Genomic DNA, 17,927 nt, shown 5'->3' on the forward strand with positions numbered 1-17,927 from the left:
AATACTATGAGCACATTGTTTAGCGTAAATTTGAATAAATTGGCTTTGATCCGTAACTCGCGCGGTACTGACTACCCTAACCTGTTGACCTTTGTTAAAAAGCTGATTGACTTAGGGGTTAAAGGCTTTACTGTGCATCCGAGACCTGATGAGCGTCATATCAGATACCAAGATGTCTATGATATCAGTGCATTCTTAAAGGACTATCCAGAGATTGAGTTCAATATCGAAGGCAACCCAAACGAGCAGTTTTTAAAGATTATCCGTGAAGTAAAGCCGCATCAATGTACGCTCGTACCAGACAGTGACGATCAGCTGACCTCAGATCATGGCTTTGATATCATCACTCACCATGAGTTTTTATCAACGTTAAGCAAAGAGCTGCAAGCCTTTGGTACGCGCTGTGCGGTGTTCATCGACCCTGATATTGAGCAAATCAAAGCGGTCATCAAGAGCGATGTACAGACGATCGAGATGTATACCGAAGAATGGGCGCGCGCCTACGGTAAGGATAAGAGCGATGATAATATTGATTTCGATGAGGTCAAGCAACGCTTTAGCGACTGCATCAACCTAGCCAATCAAAACGGTATCCGCGTCAATGCGGGTCATGATTTGAATTTGGATAATTTGGCTGATTTGCTCGCGCTTAGTGATATCGCTGAAGTGTCGATTGGTCATGCATTTACGATTGAATCATTGGAACAAGGCATGGATAATGTCGTGCGTCAGTATTTAGCAATTTGTGCTTAGTCCGTACCAATAAGCAAATAGTTTGGTTCTATCAGCAGTCCTAATATCTGCATTATCAATACAAACGCTAATAATATTAAAAAAGGAATCTTTATGTATCAAGACTTTCAGAAGCACCTACAACAAGAAATCAGCGATATACGCGCGGCAGGACTGTATAAAACTGAGCGCGTGATCACTTCTCCGCAAGATGCGCTCATCAAGATCGCCGATGGCCGTGAGATGCTTAATTTTTGTGCTAATAATTATCTTGGATTGTCTGACCACCCTGAGATTAAACAGGCGGCTATCGGGGCTATAGAAAACTCAGGTTATGGCATGTCATCGGTGCGTTTTATTTGTGGTACGCAAGATTTGCATAAGCAGTTAGAGGCGTCAATTTCTAAGTTTTTTAATACCGAAGATACGATTCTTTATGCGGCCTGTTTCGATGCCAATGGCGGTGCCTTTGAGCCACTACTGACCAGCGATGACGCCATTATTTCTGATTCGTTAAATCATGCCTCAATCATCGACGGTGTACGCTATGTAAAGCCGCGCGTTATCGCTATGCCAATGCAGATATGCAGGATTTGGAGACGCAATTACAAGCGGCGCAAGCACAGCGTTTTCGTTTGATTGTGACCGACGGTGTGTTTTCGATGGATGGTAATGTCGCGCCAATGGATGAGATTTATGCGTTGGCACAAAAATATGATGCCATGGTGATGATTGACGAGTCGCATTCAGCAGGCGTGGTCGGTCACACTGGTGGCGGCGTGACTGAATTGTTTGATCTACGTGGTGATATTGAGCTGATCACTGGTACTTTGGGCAAGGCATTTGGCGGTGCTATTGGCGGCTTTACCACGGGCAAAAAAGAAATCGTTGAGATGTTGCGTCAGCGCTCACGCCCGTATCTGTTTTCAAACTCCATTCCTCCTATGGTGGCGGCGGCTGGGGTAAAAGCGTTTGAGATGCTGTCACAAGACAATACCCTACAAGATAAATTGCATGAAAATACCGCTTATTTTGTGAAAAAAATGCAAGATGCGGCTTCGATATTAAGCCCACCGCATCGGCAATTTGTGCGGTCATGCTTTATGACGCCAACGTCTCCCAGCAAATGGCAGATGCACTGCTTGAAGAAGGCATTTATGTGATTGGCTTCTTTTACCCTGTCGTGCCCAAAAACGAGGCTCGCATTCGTGTCCAACTCTCTGCTGCCCATACTCGCGAGCAGCTAGACAAGTGTATCACCGCCTTTATCAAAGTCGCCAAGCAAATGAAAGTGATTGATTAAGCGTCGTTCGGTATTTGTTCAGTATTCACTCGCTAGATTCAACCATTAAGTACAACACCGTTAAATAAGAGAAAAGTATGAAAGCACTGGTTAAAGCCCATGCCAAAAAAGGCATCTGGATGCAAGACATGCCAGAACCTACGGTTGGCATCAATGACGTTAAAATTAAAATTAAAAAAACCGCCATTTGCGGTACAGATTTACACATTTATAAGTGGGATGAGTGGTCAGAACGAACCATCAAGACACCGATGATCATCGGACACGAATACGTCGGTATCATTAGCGAAATAGGCGATGGTGTGAAGCACTTTGAAGTGGGTGATCGAGTCACAGGCGAAGGGCATATCGCTTGCGGGCATTGCCGTAACTGCCGTCGTGGCAAGCTGCATGTGTGCGAAAACACCATCGGCGTGGGCGTCGACCGCGATGGCGCGTTTGCCGAATATTTGGTGATACCTGCCGATAATGTCATCAAACTCGATGAGCGTATTAGCGATGAGATGGCCGCCATTATGGACCCCTTTGGTAATGCCACTCATACTGCCCTTTCATTTCCTGTCCTTGGTGAGGATGTGCTAATCACGGGTGCGGGACTGATTGGTTCCATGGCGACAGCGATTTGCCGCTTCGCAGGGGCGCGTAATATCGTGGTCAGTGATATCAGTGATTATCGCCTAGAGCTTGCCAAAAAAATGGGCGCGACGATGACCATCAACCAGCCAAAGGTGAAACCATCGAAGGTGCCATTGCTGAGTTAAAAATGCACGGCTTTGATATTGGACTTGAGATGTCAGGCTCGCCTCAGGCATTTGATTCGATGATTAGTAACATGTATAACGGCTCTAAAATCTCTCTCTTGGGCATTTTGCCTAACACCACCACGGTGGATTGGAGCAAGATTATTTTTAAGGCGTTAACCCTAAAAGGTATTTATGGCCGTGAGATGTGGGAGACGTGGTATCAGATGGAGCAAATGCTGATTAGCGGTATTGATCTATCGCCCATCATTACCCATCGCATGCACATTGATGACTTTCAAGAAGGCTTTGATATTATGGAAAGTGGGCAATGCGGTAAGGTGATTTTAAGCTGGGATTGATAATGTAGTACGTCAGTATTTGAGAAATTGTGGTTAGGGTTTACATTGTCACGACTGAGAAAACGGCACTGATTTCAGTGCCGTTTTTTATAGGGTGAAAATTATATGAGGGATAAACTATGAGCGATTCTGAAGCCGAAAAACTTGAAAAGTATTTAGCAGAAAAAGCCAAGCAAGATCAGGAAAAAGAGCATGAGTCTAAGCCGCTCTCTGCCTATGATGCTTGCGTGCTAAAGGAAAGTGCTAAGATTCATAAGTTGATAGCTGAGGCTCAGAAGTGTTTGGATGGTGAGTAATTTTGATTAAATCATTATGTATAAAAAAATGATCTTAATCAATATTTTTATTTTTTAACACATCATATGATGTTATAATTTATAAAAATTACATGGATGAAACTAATATGTACCAAGCACCACAGTATGAAATCTTCAGCGACTTAGATAGCCGCAACACAGATGGTGAGCTTATAAACAATAGCGAAGCCGTGGAAATTTTGAAGAATAAATTCGGTTTTACTCCTCAAGTCATTTTCGATGCTATTCAAAAAGCTGATCAAAATTTCAATATGAAAACTAAGGTAAACTGTGCAAGCGGTATAGCGCGTTGGGGTGACATTGGGGAAAACATAGCCCTACAATTAATTTCTAACGAAATCGAATTTAGCCGAGGTCAAGGACAACCTACATTAACCATCGTTGATAACAATATTCAAATTATTATCATGTCCAGTAATGACGCTTTAGGTAATATGAACTTGCCGATTTCCTCCAACTGTTCAAAAGGTATTGAGACGAAACATAAAATTGATATAAATAAATATAGAAATATGACTAGCGAGAAACTAGAAACTTGGGTTCTATATTATCCTTCAAGAAAACACGAAATTTATCAAGATGATGCTCCAAGTTTAATTTATGAACTTGCAAGACCAATGTCTTATATAGTAATGGTTGATGGAAAAATTTTCAACTGATCATGATTGTAGATTGATGTTTTCTTCAGATTCAGAAAATGAGGTTCAGTCATATATGAGTGAGTTTGCTGATGAATCAGTGAACGAGGACTCGTTTGAAATTGGGTATAAAAATGCGAGCAATGAAGAGTAACTTTGAATTCAATAAGCGCCGTCTAAAAATAGCTAAAGACTTAAAGGGGAAAACGAATAAAGATCTAGCAAATATATTGTCATGTACTGAAGCTACAATTTCAAACTATTTGAACGAGAATAAACCTTCAGTGCCTGATTTCGAAAAAGTAGTCAAGTTAAGTGAGTCATTAAACCTACCTTTTGACTTCTTTAACTCCACTTTCAAAACACAAGTGGTAGATGAGCAAATTTTCTTTCGTTCATATAGCCGTATAAAAGCTCAGTACAGAAATTCTGCACTTGCTTACAGTGAGTTTGCAATTCAAACCTTAGAGTATTTTGACAAAACAATATCTATCTTCCCATTTTCCAAGGCTTCGATATTGATACTTTGGTTAATGAGCCTGAAAAAGCTGCTTTAACACTTCGTGGCGATTGGCAATTAGGTATTCTACCGATTAAAAACATTATTGCCCTACTCGAATCACATGGTATTGCAGTATTCCGTTTGCCAATGGAAGTAAAAGAAGTTGATGCATTCTCTTTTTATCATGATGGGCGACCTATAGTATTTTTGAATACAGCGAAGTCAGCAGAAAGAATGCGCTTCGATGCTGCTCATGAACTTGGTCACTTAGTTCTGCACAGTGATGATAAAAATGTACTTGAAAATATGAAGGACAAAGAGCACGAAGCTGATAGGTTTGCTTCCAGTTTTTTAATGCCGAGAGAAGCATTTGTAGTTATGGCTCCAAACAATCTAAATCTACCGAATCTAATCAGCTATAAAAAATACTGGAAAGTATCTCTTGCAGCTATGAACTATAACTTACACACTAATGGATTATTAACTGATTGGCTTTATCGTTCTAATTGTATCGAGTTTAGTAAACAAGGATATAATAAGTTAGAACCTGAACCTATTGAACGTGAACAACCGATTCTACTTAATAAGATTATTAAGGTTCTCTTAGAAAAAGAAGGTAGGAATTTTTATGAAAATATTGATTTTGGCTATCAAATTTTAGATGATATAACGTTCAAGTTAATCAGTAAAAACACTAAGCCTAGACTGAAATTACTCTAAGATCATTACTCCAAACACAAAAAAGGTGAGCCTAAGCCCACCTTTTCATTTCAAAAAACAGCTATCTAAAACTATAAGCAATTGCTAGAGGTTTGAGTAGCGAGGAAAACATGCGCAAGCACTACATGTCGTAGGCTCAGCAAGTTTGACGAAGCTAATCAAGCATCTAGGTTTGCGACTAGCGCAACCAAGCACGAGCGTTACGGAACATACGCATCCACGCACCGTCCTCATCCCACTCTTCTGGTTTCCAGCTATGGTTATAGGCTTTTAGGTTACGCTCAGGATGTGGCATCATAATCGTCACACGACCATCAGTGCTACACAGACCCGTGACACCGCCGACCGAACCGTTTGGATTGAGCGGATATGTCTCAGTTGGATGACCTTGGCTATCGACATAACGCATCGCAAGCTGACCGTGTTTGGCCATACCGTCAATCTCTGTGTTGTCTAGCGTGGCATAGCCTTCACCATGTGCCACAGCGATTGGCAAGATGCTGTCTTGCATACCTTTGAATAGGATAGACTTGGTACGCTCGATTTTCACATTGACCGTACGCGCTTCAAAACGAGCCGACTCGTTAGCGATGAAGCGTGGGAAGTTATCTGCACCTGGGATGAGTCTTTTAGCTGAGCCATCATCTGACAACCGTTACAGACACCTAGTGAGAAGGTCTCAGGACGGGCAAAGAAGCGGACAAACTGCATGCGTAACTCATCATGGAACAAGATAGAGTTCGCCCAGCCAGAGCCTGCGCCCAATACATCACCATAACTAAAGCCACCACAAGCGACCAGACCGTCGAAGTCACGTAGATTGATACGACCACTCAGTAGATCGCTCATGTGTACATCGACCGCTTCAAAGCCAGCTTGGGTAAAGCCTGCTGCCATCTCTGTCTGACCATTGACGCCTTGCTCGCGCAAGATAGCGACTCTTGGTTTATTCTCGCGACTGGCTAAATATGGTTCTTCAACCTTCTGATTCAAATCAAAATTCGGCGCAGCGATGAGACCTTGATGGCTTGCATCAGCGATTAAGTCGTACTCTTGCTGTACGCACGCTGGGTTATCACGGCGACGCGCGATTTGATAGCTGACCTGAGTCCACGCTTGCTGTAATTCAGTACGGCTAAAGCTGAGAGTATCATCACCCATAAGCGTTGGCGTTTGGATAATGAGGCTGTCTTCTTCTGAGCTTTGACCGACGAGGCTGAGCATATCAGCAACATTAAACTCTTCTGCCAATTGCATCAATGCGGCGACGTTTTCTGGTAACACTTGGATGACCGCGCCCAATTCTTCGCTGAACAATTGACCGAGTAAGTTATCATCAGTCAATGACAGTTTGATACCTTGACGACTGGTGAATTGCATCTCAGCGATAGTTGCCAATAGACCGCCATCACCGATATCGTGATAAGCGCTGATGACACCTTGCGCGTTGCCCGCTTGGACAAAGTTAAAGAAGTCGACCAAGTCGCTTGGCTGCGCCAAATCTGGGCAGTCGTTACCCAATTGGCTCAGCGTTTGCGCAAGGATTGAACCACCTAGACGTAACTTGCCTTTAGACAAATCAATACGGTAGAACGCGCTATCGCCATTGATTAGCTCAGGGGTTAGCGTTTTTGCCACGTCAACCACAGGAGCAAACGCGGTAATCACAAGGCTCATTGGTGACACAACTGATTTATCCGTCTCACCTGCTTCACTACTGTCAGTCCAGTTGGCACGCATCGATAGCGAGTCTTTACCAACTGGAATCGCGATACCTAATGCTGGGCACAGCTCTTCGCCGACGGTATATACCGCGTCGAATAATGCTGCATCTTCTGCATCATCACCGCAAGCTGCCATCCAGTTCGCTGACATGGTGATATCAGACAACTGAGCAATACGTGCACCAGCAATGTTGGTAATCGCTTCGCCAATGGCAAGTCGTGCTGAAGCTTGAGGCTGATTAGGGCAACTGGCGTACGCTCGCCGATACTCATGGCTTCACCGCTCATCACCTGACCATCTAGCGCAATCAAGCCTGACGCTGTCACTGCACAATCAGATACAGGCACTTGATAGCGACCAACATACTGGTCACGCACGACCATACCAGTGATAGAACGGTCACCAATGCTAATCAAGAATGATTTGCTAGCGACGGTTGGATGACGCAAGACGTCTTTGATAGACTCAGCTAAATTGACTTCGCCTAACTCTAATGCAGGTAAGCTGCTGTCATGACGCTCAAAGCTACGCTTCATCTTTGGCGTACCACCGAGCAATACTTGCATTGGCATATCAACTGGCTGCTCAGCGAGCAAGGTATCATCAACGACCAGCTGACGGACATCCGTGGCTGTTCCCAAGATGGCATACGGGCAACGCTCACGCGCACAGATGGCATCGAATTGATCTTTGCTCTCTGGGCGAATCGCTAGCACATAACGCTCTTGTGCTTCGTTTGACCAGATCGCCATCGGTGACATGCCCGCTTCTAACGATGGGATTTTACGCAGATTTAGTATCGCGCCCATCTCATGGTCATTGACCAGTTCAGGCATCGCATTAGAGATACCGCCCGCGCCCACATCATGCAATGACACGATAGGGTTACCGTCTTTGCCGTTATTGCTGGCATCAACATCACTACCAGCGAGAGCCCAGCAGCGATCTAAAACTTCTTGGCAACGACGCTCCATCTCAGCGTTATCGCGCTGAACTGAGGCAAAGTCCAAGCCTTCATCAAGGTCACCACTATCAACCGAAGAGGCTGCACCGCCACCCAGGCCAATCTGCATCGCAGGGCCACCAAGGACGATTAATAAATCACCTTGTTGAATGGCATTTTTTTCAATGAGGTTGCGTTTGATATTACCGTAACCACCTGCCAGCATGATTGGCTTATGATAGCCGCGCATCTCGCTGCCATCTTTTGCCGCTGACGTATCAAGCTGGAAACTACGGAAATAACCGCATAGATTAGGACGACCAAACTCGTTTGAGAAATTGGCTGAACCAAGTGGTGCTTCAGTCATAATCTCAAGGCTGGTTGCCATACGGTCTGGCGTGCCATAAGCCTGAGTACTCAACTGACCTGACTGCTCCCATTTTTCAGCGAGCTCTGGGATATGCAAGTGTGATACATGAAAACCTGTCAAACCTGCTTTTGGCTTACCGCCACGACCAGTCGCGCCTTCATCACGAATCTCGCCACCAGCACCCGTCGCTGCACCAGAATAAGGGGCAATCGCGGTTGGATGGTTATGGGTTTCGACTTTCATTAAAATGTCGATTGCTTCTTGATGAAAGGCATAAGGATGAATTGAACTGGCATCCATCGCGTCAGTCGGAATTGGATAAAAACGCATACCCTCAGAACCTGCCATTACCGCGGCATTGTCTTTATAGGCAGATAAGATACCTTGTGGATTGGCTTTATAAGTGTTCTTAATCATTTGGAACAATGACTTTGGCTGTATTTCACCATCGACTGTCCATTCAGCGTTAAAGATTTTATGACGCAATGCTCTGAGTTTGCCTGTGCAAACATCATTAGCTCAACGTCGGTTGGGTTGCGTTTTAGCTCATTAACATACGCATTCATCAAATAATCAATATCTTCAACAGATAGCGCAAAGCCGAACTGGGTGTTGGCTAATTCTAACGCTGACTGACCTTGTCCGATGACATCGATATGATTCAGTGATGCTGGCGCTTGATCGTCGAACAATTTACTGACATCGCTCAAGTCATAGACCAAACTCTGCGTCATACGGTCAAACAACACCTGCTCAGCGGCAGTAGACAGCTTTTCACTGATCTTGCTATCGATGGTCAGCGTATAGACAACGACACGCTCGACGCGATTGATCACAATTTCACAGTTATTAAAGATATCGGTCGCTTTACTTGCCCATGGCGAAATCGTGCCAAAACGTGGACCTACAATGACTTGTAATTGATTGCTTTTTGGGGCTTCAAGGACAGTGCTACTATCGACAGCAAGTAAGTCTAGCGCTTTTTTATGCTCATCACCTTCTAGTTCTCGTGATAACACATACACTTGCTGGGTATGGATTTGGCTGACATTTAGCTCGGTTTTTTGCTGGAACTGACTGATGAGTTGCTGCGTCTGAAAATCGGTAAGAAACGGTTGTCCGGCGATGGTCATCATAAAGGCATAATCCGTAAGATCAAGGCATCTCTGCCATGCAAAGTAAATGGTCTGGGTATTATAACAAGAAGCCCTGTAATAAGCAGGTCAAAACCAAGATAAATTGCTGATGCTTGCTATTCAATAATAGTCAAATCTTCGCCATCGTTGAAACCCTTGTTACTTTTACCACAGGCTACTTTCACAACAGAAACTTAACAGCGATCTCGTCACAATTTTTACCTAAAGCTTATAATCCTTACAAACCCTCACATCGCCTTACGGGCAACCTATATAACACAAGGTTACAACTAGGTATTCTAGTTTCAGTTGTTAAGGCGACGATTGTTTTTCTCAATTCATCTGGTTTTCGATATTTGAAAAACGCTTAGCTTGAATAAAAACTACTATAAACAATCAACTATTTAATCACTACGACTTAATCAAAATACAGAAAGGGAAATTTACTATGAGTAGACAAGACCATATCAATAAAGTGCAAGAATTGGTAAAAGACATCAAGTTTGCCATGATGACAACTCGTACTCACGAAGGCCATTTGCATGCCTGCCCAATGACAACGAGCGAGACGAGCATCGGTGCAAAGGAGATTTGGTTCATCGGTGACAAGAGTACCGAAACCGTGAGTGACATTGAGAAAGACCCGCAAGTAAACTTGGCTTATGTCAGTCAAGATGCCAAAAATTATGTCTCAATTAATGGTAAAGCGGAACTGGTCGAAGACCAAGAGAAATTAGACGAGCTATGGTCGCCGATTTACAATGCATTCTATGAGCAAGGTAAAGATGATCCAAATGTACAGCTGATCAAAGTCGTACCACATGGCGCAGAGTACTGGCTCAGTGGTAGTTCGGTCGTCAATATGTTTAAGATGACCACTGCTGCCGTAATGGACGGCAAAAAAGCGACCAATCTGGGTGAAAATAACTCAGTCACGTTATAAGTTATCTAAACCAGAAATAGCAAAATTAAAAACGCCAGTGGCTAATGCGACTGGCGTTTCTTTATGCGTTATCTATATAAGTTATCTATTGATAGGCATTACTGCGGTGGTTTCGCATAACCATTGTCTGCTGGATACGCTTGCGGTTGCTTAGATTTAGGTCTAGTAGGATCATATAAGCCATAGATGACTGTACCTATTACACCTGTGTTATTGATAGAGCCTGAGCTGGTATTAGCAGCATAAGCACTCGCGGGCTTGCTAAATATAAAGGAAGCCACTGAGCTTTGGCTCTTACGGAAGCCTTCAATCACCAAATTATCATGTGGGTTTAGCACATATCCACTGTCATAGCGACTGGCAGCACTGCCATTGAGGACATTTATTCCATCGACACTAGCGACGATTTCATAAGTGTTATCGCTGTTATTATGATACACCAAGCGGTAGGCCTGACCCGCTTGACCTTGCACGTAATAATTACCCGAATTTCGATAGATCGATAACGTATCTGTGTCAGTTTCCATCGAAAAATCCACCTTGCCCGCCAGTAGTGACATGCTATTAACCGCACGTCCATTATAAGATTTATCAGCATAACGGACTTGCATCTGCTCGATAGGCTCACTGCTCGTACGGCGCAGATCAACAGTCGTCACTTCTGAATTAACGTCATCACCCCACTTTGTGCCCAAACGCTCCGATTCTGCCGCGTCCTGAGTGGAACGTTCTGCAGTAGCGTCTATTTGAATAGATTTTTCTCGCTGAATGATTGAGGTGGACTCTTCCTGCATGTTTGAGCCAGAAGAACATCCCGTTAATAATGCCAACAATAATACGGCAATGCCCGACTGTGCCTGATATGATGTCATGCTTATTTCCTTATTTGAATGCCGTTTCATGATAGCTCGATCAACTTTCTTGTATTTTGTTCAGGGTCTGTTGAACAGTCAAATGTGGTACTGGCAGTCATTATTTTTTAGACAATATGCAGTGAAATTTTTGATGCCTAGTCATTCTAGGTTAAACAATTTCGCCATATATTGGCAAAAAAGAGTATTGCCCTGAAAGGCTGATGCTAAAATCACCCCAACGTTGTTGCAAGCCTAGCTAAGGTCTCGACATTATCGTCGGTTTGCGCCTAGTTTGGTGCAATTTTAACAATCAGCAGCCCTAATATTTGAATGTTCAACAGACCCTAATAATTTTGAGTATATATCAACCATACAAACAATGTCTAAGGCAAATAGGCAACATCAGCGGTATTTCAAACAGACCATAAAAAACGCCAGCGGCTAATGCGACTGGCGTTTTTTGTTGTCTATGTTGTTTGTTGATCATATCTGCGTTATATATTTACCCGCTTTGCTTTAGGTAAGGCCAAGCCGCTTTGAGATAAATCATCATCGACCATAGTGTCAAAATAACAGCAGCAACCATCAGCACATAACCGATCGTTTCGAGCGACTCCCAGTTTAATAAAAGTACCGTAATAGCCACCATTTGAAACGTCGTTTTTAGCTTGCCGACATACGACACCGCCACACTGGTACTTTTGCCCAACTCTGCCATCCATTCACGTAGCGCTGACACCGCAATCTCACGCGAGATAATCACAATCGCGGCGATTGCCATAATAATATTGGGATGCCATTGCACCAAGATAATAAGCGCCGCCGCCACCATTAACTTATCAGCGACAGGGTCTAAAAAACGACCGAAGGCTGACATAACATTAAGCTTACGGGCAAAATATCCATCAAGCCAATCAGTAATCGCTGCAATAATAAAAACGCTAGTCAAAAGTAAATGGCGTAACAAGCTATCACTAAACTCGCTCATGCCGACCCGCGCAATCACATTGTCTGAGATGGCAGGCATGCCAATTCCCATAGCAGGTGGCCAATAAGCAATCGCGACAAATAGCGGAATCATTAAAATCCGCGCGATAGTAAGGTTATTAGGCAAGTTAAAAATACTCTTGGTATTTTGCGGCTCCTGCGTATGCAAATGCGTATTCTCAGTCATGGCAAACCCAGTTTTATATAAACATATTAATGGTAGATAGCTTAGCATTTTTCACGCAGGTCGTCATGCCATCTCTTTAGCTATTCAGTTATCGATATAGTCGGTTGAATTTAAAAATAGTCGGTTGAATTTAAAAATAGTCGGTTGAATTTAAAAATAGCACAAGGCAACCGAATGTAGATGTATATTTAATACTTCAAGCGAGGTTAACGCAATAATATTTTTATAGTGGAATGACTATTAAAATTAATCAATCTTTCATATATAACTACAAAACTTTGATACGTATTTATCAATGTTAGATATGACACGACTAAAAGACTCATCTACTGGAGATGAAATACGACGTTAATTTTCTCTCTCATAAGCTCTAAACGTAATGTCATGTAACCAAAATAGCCAAACCGCTGCCAATTGCGCTATGATAGCGATTCTAATAAAAACACTTGTACACTTAAATATGTAAGTAAATATATGCAGTTATTGAATTAATCACCACCACCCTAATATTAGTTAATATAGAAACACTCATAATAACAATAGGTCACAACCACTGCCTCTGTAGCTCCTTTACACGATCAGTTTTCCTCGGCCCACAGTTCCTCCTCTGTGGGCTCTTTTTTTGCCTGTAATTCATGCTTAATTAAAGGTTTGTCATATATAAGTATGACTATCTGCAAAAATCTGTATCGTTTGAGCAATAATCTAAAAAGCGGCATATTGCTTACAAGGAAAAACCCACCATAAGGTGGGTTTTTATAATACAAACAATGAATCGGCGATGGCTTAATAACACAAAGAAAGATATTCAGAGCTTTACATCACTCAGTGTCATCGCAGTTATCTTAATTGGCACAGCGAATAGCCACGCAGTACCAGCAGTACAATAGAATCTGTCGTTATGATAAGAAACGATTTGGGCAGTAAAATCGTTTGAATCTTGATCACACATAGCTTCTTCATCACTATTATCATCTACCGCACACCATATCTCATGGCAGCCATGCTCAAGCATTACACGAGTCAGCTCACTTCCTCTAAGCACTATATTCACCTCTAACTTCGTACTATTTTGTATATTATGTTATACGAATATAACTGTTTCTTAGCAATTTGGACAGCTTTATTTTCAATTAAAGTATTACAAATTAATACACAAATTTTCAGTTATAAGCGGCTATAGATTTATATCATCATAAAAAAGTTCTACTTTTTTTACTGGTATGGCGCATTGCCATTCAACGCCTTCTTTACAGGAGAATTTATCATTTTCAAAAGAAATAATGTGCCTTAGCAAATCATATTCAGCGCTATCGATACTAGCCATCGCTTGCTCGTCGCTCTCATTACTGACCGCGCATAAAACCTGCTTATCCCCTCGTGCTAGCATGGCACAAGTCAGCCCACTTCCTCTCAATCTGGTACTCATAAACTATCCTTTATTTTCAACAATTTATAGATTTCTTGCTATATCATATAGATATAGAGATACTATATAGTATTGATTTATAGTCTCTTTAGTATTTAAGTGTATATGCACATTAACTCATCTCATCCATCGCTTAGTGTTTTTTAACTTTAAAGGGCTCTGAAAATTGCAAAATCAAAAAACCAACGACCGATAATATAATGGCAATCTCATAACGACCGTAAGCCACCGAAATACCGATGGCACCCGTATTCCATAAGCTCGCTGCCGTGGCAGTGCCCTTTGAGCCTTTTTCATTTTTAAAAATCGCCCCACCACCGATAAATCCCATACCTGTGATGATGGCATACATGATTCTCGCTTCACCAGTAGCATCATAAATATCCATACCAACCAACATAAACGCGCATGACGCAATGGTTACCAGTGGAAACGTCCTTAACCCCGCGCCGTTGTCTTTCATCTCACGATTAAGGGCAATCGGTAATGACAATATAAAGCGATGCCCAACTGGAAAAAATGATAGCCCATCAGCTCTAAATCTATATCGAATCCAAACATCGTTATCACCTTGTCATATTAAGAAAACACCCTTAAAGTCCAGTTTCGGATAGCGTCAGTCGCTAAGTAAACTTTCGCCATTATTTTGCTTTGTTGATTGCCTCAACCGTCTGTTGCGCCATTTGATAGCAACTTTCGATATTGCCTTGTCCGCACCAATCACCACTGACAATCCATTGATGAGACTCATCTATCAAGATGCCTAATGCTTCTTTATCACTATCAGAAACAGTGGCGGCATAGCGCCAACGATGGCAATCTATTTGGCTAGGAGCATGGTCATCATTCCAATTCAATGCTTGCTTGGCAGCTGTTAATAACTGCGCTTTGATCGTCTCCATATCGTCATCGATATGCTGCTCTGACCAGTCGTTGCGCGCATGAATAGTGACACTGGGTAGCAGGTCATCGCGAGCAGGTTTTTGGTGCTCGATAAATATTCTATCGAGTATAGAGTCATTCAGATAAGCCACATCCCAGCGTGGCGCTGCTTGAGCGCTTAACATTTTTGGTAATGTATCAAAATTATCCCACCCCAGCATCAGCGTATAGCACGCCAGCATTGTTGGCTTAGAAATCTTGGCTTGCTCAGCAAAGCCGCTCTCTGCCATTAACTCTATGGTCTGACCATTAGGCGCGGTACATATCACCCAGTCAAAGTGCCCTAGACTCGCACCAGTCTCGTCAAATAGCTCAGTTTTTTTATCGTTTTGTGCCGCTATAGACCTGTCATATTGAGCCAATGGCGCAACGCGGGTTTTAAATTTTATAGTACTGTACTGCAACTCATCAGCCAGTGTACGCCCCCAACTGGTCATTTTTGGCGTACTGATATAGCGGGCTTGCGTGGTGTTCCATTGCTCCTTACTCTGAATATCGGGCGCTTGGATATCAGGCGATTGAGTATCATGATTCGCTGGTGTTAAATCGATCACCTGCGCGCACCACGGCTGTAGCAATCCCGTCTCTAACCAAGGCGTAATGAATTGCTTAAAACTTGCCGTCTTAGCCGTAAAAAACTGTGCTCCAAATGCCCATTGCCAGTTTTTGCCAGTGTGGCTATCAGTACGATATCGAGTGGCTAAACGCCCTACGCTACGTGACTTTTCAAAGACAATAATTTGCGGTAAGGGTGTTTTCGCACTATCTTGTGCTATGTTTTGAGCAAAGGTACGCTCTAATAGAGTAGCGGTAAACAGCCCTGTTAAACCACCACCAATGATAGCGATTTTTGGTGATTGGGTAGCGACAGCGGGCAAAGAGTGATTGGTCATAATGACAGCAGGCCTCATATAATGTTGGATAAAAAAGGGAGTGATAATAGTAGGAACGTTTTAGATAATATGGTTATCGTTAGATAAGATGGTTATAGAAAGTATTGGACCTTTAAAGTTTGTTGATATCAATATCGTCTGCGTAAAAAAGCCATGCTAGTTTTAATAACATGACTTTTCTGAACGCTAATCGTCTATTTACTGAACCTGCTTTTAGCAATATCTAATTATCGATAATTTATCCTACTCTCCTCGCGCAGCTTTGACTACCTCAACCAGCTGATTAATCACCGAGCTATCCGCAAGAGTAGACAAATCACCCAGACCAACATATTGCCCTGCTGCAAGGTTACGTAAAATACGGCGCATGATTTTGCCCGAGCGGGTTTTGGGTAGCGCCTCAACGATATGAATAGCATCCAAATTAGCAATCGGACCAATCTCAGCGCGAACATGTCGATTCAGCTCAGCCTTTAGCGCTTCTGTCTCTTTTTCACCCGATTTTAGAATAATAAAGGCACAAACGCCCATACCGCGAATCTCGTGCGGCATCCCGACAATGGCGGCCTCCGCTGTCGCAGGATGCGCGACCACGGCGCTCTCAATTTCTGCTGTTCCCAGACGATGCCCTGCGACGTTAAGCACATCATCGACGCGACCCGTGATCCAGTAATGTCCATCTTCGTCACGCTGCGCCCCATCACCAGTGAAATAATAACCGGGATACTCACTAAAGTACGTCTGTAAAAAACGCTCATGGTCATTATAAATGGTACGCATTTGCCCCGGCCAACTGCTGTTAATTGCTAGGTTTCCTTCAGCAGAGCTTCTAGCATGGTACCGTCACTATCAACAATCTCTGGCTTGATACCGTACAAAGGATTCATCGCTGCACCCGGCTTGAGGGCGACCGTGCCTGGTATCGGTGCCATGAGGATGCCGCCTGTCTCAGTTTGCCACCAAGTATCTACAATCGGACACTTGCCACCGCCGACGACATGGTAATACCAGTCCCATGCTTCTGGATTGATCGGCTCGCCGACTGTTCCGAGTAGCCGCAAACTTGAACGATCAGACTCCCGCACAAAGACATCGCCCTCCTTCATCATCGCTCGAATCGCCGTCGGTGCAGTGTACAGAATGGTCACATCGTGCTTATCGATGATATGGCCGATGCGTGCCCATGTGGGATATTCTGGTACACCCTCGAACATCACCGTCGTCGTACCGTTGGCAAGCGGTGCGTAGGTTGCATAAGTATGACCTGTGATCCAGCCTACGTCCGCAGTACACCAGTAGACGTCATCGTCTTTAATATCGAACACATCTCGAAAAGTAGAGAGAGCATAAGTGATATAGCCGCCCGTGGTATGCAGCACACCTTTAGGTTTGCCAGTAGAGCCAGAGGTATACAATAAAAATAGTGGGTCTTCGGCATTCATGACTTCTGGCTCGCAATGTTCTGACTCGCCATCGACCAAGTTATGATACCAAACATCGCGGCGACCACTCATCGGTACAGAATTGCCCGTACGATGAACGACTATGACGTTGGTGACGCTGTCAGTGCCATCCATATCTAGTGCCCGATCGACATTGGCTTTGAGCGGCGTATGCTTATTACCACGTAAGCCTTCATCAGCCGTAATGATGATTTTTGAGCGGCTGTCTATCAGGCGATTGCCCAAGCTCTCAGCAGAAAAGCCACCAAAGACCACGGAATGCACCGCACCAATACGCGTACATGCCAGCATCGCTATCATTGCCTCAGGTATCATCGGCATATATAAAGTCACGCGATCGCCTTTTTTGACCCCAAGCTTACGCATGGAATTACCCAAGCGACAGACCGCTTGATGTAGCTCTTTAAAGGAGATGATTTTGTGCAGTGAAGGGTGATCGCCCTCCCAAATAATGGCAGGCTTGTAAGGATTTTTTTTGACATGTCGGTCGAGACAATTGACAGAGATATTCAACTCGCCGTCCTCAAACCATTTTATGCGAAAATCATCCAAATCATAATTAACATTGCTGATTTTGGTCGGTTTTTTTATCCAATCGATCAGCTCGGCACGCTTCGCCCAAAAAGCATCATTAGCCTCAGGTGATTCGATAGATTTTTCGTAGTCTTCGCGGTATTGTTCAGCGGTAGTATTGGCAGCAGCGATAAATTCGGCCGCAATGGGGAATGATTTTTGAGTCAT

The 17,927-nt window shown here is 43.5% G+C and carries 15 protein-coding genes and 4 pseudogenes; 8 read left to right on the forward strand and 11 right to left on the reverse strand.

Going from position 1 to position 17,927, the window contains the following annotated elements; translation table 11 throughout:
* Positions 1–6 precede the first annotated feature (6 nt).
* The 7 genes and pseudogenes from TT12_RS04935 (at position 7) to TT12_RS15305 (ending at position 5,314) form a co-directional block, all read left to right on the forward strand.
* Positions 7–753, forward strand: a complete 747-nt coding sequence (locus TT12_RS04935) for a pyridoxine 5'-phosphate synthase (protein WP_045452607.1) — start codon at positions 7–9, stop codon at positions 751–753.
* A 222-nt stretch (positions 754–975) separates the two neighbouring features.
* Positions 976–2,035, forward strand: a pseudogene (gene kbl, locus TT12_RS04940) (glycine C-acetyltransferase).
* Between the two features lie 128 nt (positions 2,036–2,163).
* Positions 2,164–3,137 (forward strand): annotated as a pseudogene (tdh, locus tag TT12_RS16680) (L-threonine 3-dehydrogenase).
* A 119-nt stretch (positions 3,138–3,256) separates the two neighbouring features.
* Complete coding sequence (locus TT12_RS15295; protein ID WP_201605928.1) at positions 3,257–3,433, forward strand: hypothetical protein; 177 nt, start codon at positions 3,257–3,259, stop codon at positions 3,431–3,433.
* Positions 3,434–3,540: 107 nt separating this feature from the next.
* Positions 3,541–4,113: a hypothetical protein gene (locus TT12_RS15300; protein ID WP_207803995.1), complete on the forward strand. Its 573-nt coding sequence runs from the start codon at positions 3,541–3,543 to the stop codon at positions 4,111–4,113.
* A gap of 95 nt (positions 4,114–4,208) precedes the next feature.
* Positions 4,209–4,649, forward strand: coding sequence for a helix-turn-helix domain-containing protein (locus TT12_RS04955; RefSeq protein ID WP_207803996.1), 441 nt, complete (start codon positions 4,209–4,211; stop codon positions 4,647–4,649).
* Entirely contained in the window at positions 4,619–5,314 is a 696-nt protein-coding gene (locus TT12_RS15305) for an ImmA/IrrE family metallo-endopeptidase (protein WP_207803997.1), read from the forward strand. Before TT12_RS04955 ends, TT12_RS15305 begins: the two co-directional genes overlap by 31 nt.
* 178 nt (positions 5,315–5,492) lie before the next feature.
* Here TT12_RS15305 and TT12_RS19295 read toward each other — a convergent pair whose 3' ends face one another.
* The 4 genes and pseudogenes from TT12_RS19295 to TT12_RS19310 form a co-directional block, all read right to left on the reverse strand.
* Complete coding sequence (locus tag TT12_RS19295; protein WP_502685164.1) at positions 5,493–5,864, reverse strand: phosphoribosylformylglycinamidine synthase subunit PurQ; 372 nt, start codon at positions 5,862–5,864, stop codon at positions 5,493–5,495.
* Positions 5,861–6,991 (reverse strand): phosphoribosylformylglycinamidine synthase subunit PurQ, encoded by a 1,131-nt coding sequence (locus TT12_RS19300; protein WP_502685166.1) that lies wholly within the window; start codon positions 6,989–6,991, stop codon positions 5,861–5,863. Before TT12_RS19300 ends, TT12_RS19295 begins: the two co-directional genes overlap by 4 nt.
* A 30-nt stretch (positions 6,992–7,021) precedes the next feature.
* Positions 7,022–8,838, reverse strand: a pseudogene (gene purL, locus TT12_RS19305) (phosphoribosylformylglycinamidine synthase); the annotation flags it as partial.
* Complete coding sequence (locus tag TT12_RS19310; protein ID WP_502685165.1) at positions 8,766–9,488, reverse strand: phosphoribosylformylglycinamidine synthase family protein; 723 nt, start codon at positions 9,486–9,488, stop codon at positions 8,766–8,768. The pseudogene purL and the gene TT12_RS19310, both read right to left, overlap by 73 nt.
* Before the next feature lie 448 nt (positions 9,489–9,936).
* On the opposite strand from TT12_RS19310, the gene TT12_RS04970 reads away from it, so the two are divergent.
* The gene (locus tag TT12_RS04970) at positions 9,937–10,431 is read left to right on the forward strand and encodes a pyridoxamine 5'-phosphate oxidase family protein (protein WP_045452613.1); all 495 of its coding nucleotides are present in this window, start codon (positions 9,937–9,939) and stop codon (positions 10,429–10,431) included.
* Between the two features lie 98 nt (positions 10,432–10,529).
* Here the strand turns inward: TT12_RS04970 and TT12_RS04975 are convergent, their stop codons facing one another.
* The 7 genes and pseudogenes from TT12_RS04975 to acs form a co-directional block, all read right to left on the reverse strand.
* Positions 10,530–11,303 (reverse strand): hypothetical protein, encoded by a 774-nt coding sequence (locus TT12_RS04975; RefSeq protein WP_045452615.1) that lies wholly within the window; start codon positions 11,301–11,303, stop codon positions 10,530–10,532.
* A 484-nt stretch (positions 11,304–11,787) separates the two neighbouring features.
* Positions 11,788–12,459 (reverse strand): CDP-diacylglycerol--glycerol-3-phosphate 3-phosphatidyltransferase, encoded by a 672-nt coding sequence (gene pgsA, locus TT12_RS04980; RefSeq protein WP_045443785.1) that lies wholly within the window; start codon positions 12,457–12,459, stop codon positions 11,788–11,790.
* An 808-nt stretch (positions 12,460–13,267) separates the two neighbouring features.
* The gene (locus tag TT12_RS04985) at positions 13,268–13,504 is read right to left on the reverse strand and encodes a hypothetical protein (RefSeq protein WP_227678999.1); all 237 of its coding nucleotides are present in this window, start codon (positions 13,502–13,504) and stop codon (positions 13,268–13,270) included.
* A 132-nt stretch (positions 13,505–13,636) separates the two neighbouring features.
* Positions 13,637–13,888: a hypothetical protein gene (locus TT12_RS04990; RefSeq protein ID WP_045452621.1), complete on the reverse strand. Its 252-nt coding sequence runs from the start codon at positions 13,886–13,888 to the stop codon at positions 13,637–13,639.
* Positions 13,889–14,021: 133 nt separating this feature from the next.
* Entirely contained in the window at positions 14,022–14,381 is a 360-nt protein-coding gene (locus tag TT12_RS04995; protein WP_243443391.1) for an MgtC/SapB family protein, read from the reverse strand.
* Positions 14,382–14,529: 148 nt separating this feature from the next.
* Positions 14,530–15,723 (reverse strand): NAD(P)/FAD-dependent oxidoreductase, encoded by a 1,194-nt coding sequence (locus TT12_RS05000; RefSeq protein ID WP_045452623.1) that lies wholly within the window; start codon positions 15,721–15,723, stop codon positions 14,530–14,532.
* A gap of 243 nt (positions 15,724–15,966) precedes the next feature.
* Positions 15,967–17,927, reverse strand: a pseudogene (gene acs / locus TT12_RS05005) (acetate--CoA ligase).

The sequence above is a fragment of the Psychrobacter sp. JCM 18903 genome, assembly GCF_000586475.1.
In the GTDB taxonomy this organism is placed as follows: Bacteria; Pseudomonadota; Gammaproteobacteria; order Pseudomonadales; family Moraxellaceae; genus Psychrobacter.

Coding starts and splice junctions, on each gene's coding strand:
- TT12_RS04975 (WP_045452615.1), bottom strand. CDS start 11,303: ATGACATCATATCAGGCACAGTCGGGCATTGCCGTATTATTGTTGGCA.
- TT12_RS04970 (WP_045452613.1), top strand. CDS start 9,937: ATGAGTAGACAAGACCATATCAATAAAGTGCAAGAATTGGTAAAAGAC.
- TT12_RS19300 (WP_502685166.1), bottom strand. CDS start 6,991: ATGAGCCTTGTGATTACCGCGTTTGCTCCTGTGGTTGACGTGGCAAAA.
- TT12_RS15295 (WP_201605928.1), top strand. CDS start 3,257: ATGAGCGATTCTGAAGCCGAAAAACTTGAAAAGTATTTAGCAGAAAAA.
- TT12_RS04990 (WP_045452621.1), bottom strand. CDS start 13,888: ATGAGTACCAGATTGAGAGGAAGTGGGCTGACTTGTGCCATGCTAGCA.
- TT12_RS15300 (WP_207803995.1), top strand. CDS start 3,541: ATGTACCAAGCACCACAGTATGAAATCTTCAGCGACTTAGATAGCCGC.
- TT12_RS19310 (WP_502685165.1), bottom strand. CDS start 9,488: ATGATGACCATCGCCGGACAACCGTTTCTTACCGATTTTCAGACGCAG.
- TT12_RS04935 (WP_045452607.1), top strand. CDS start 7: ATGAGCACATTGTTTAGCGTAAATTTGAATAAATTGGCTTTGATCCGT.
- pgsA (WP_045443785.1), bottom strand. CDS start 12,459: ATGACTGAGAATACGCATTTGCATACGCAGGAGCCGCAAAATACCAAG.
- TT12_RS05000 (WP_045452623.1), bottom strand. CDS start 15,723: ATGACCAATCACTCTTTGCCCGCTGTCGCTACCCAATCACCAAAAATC.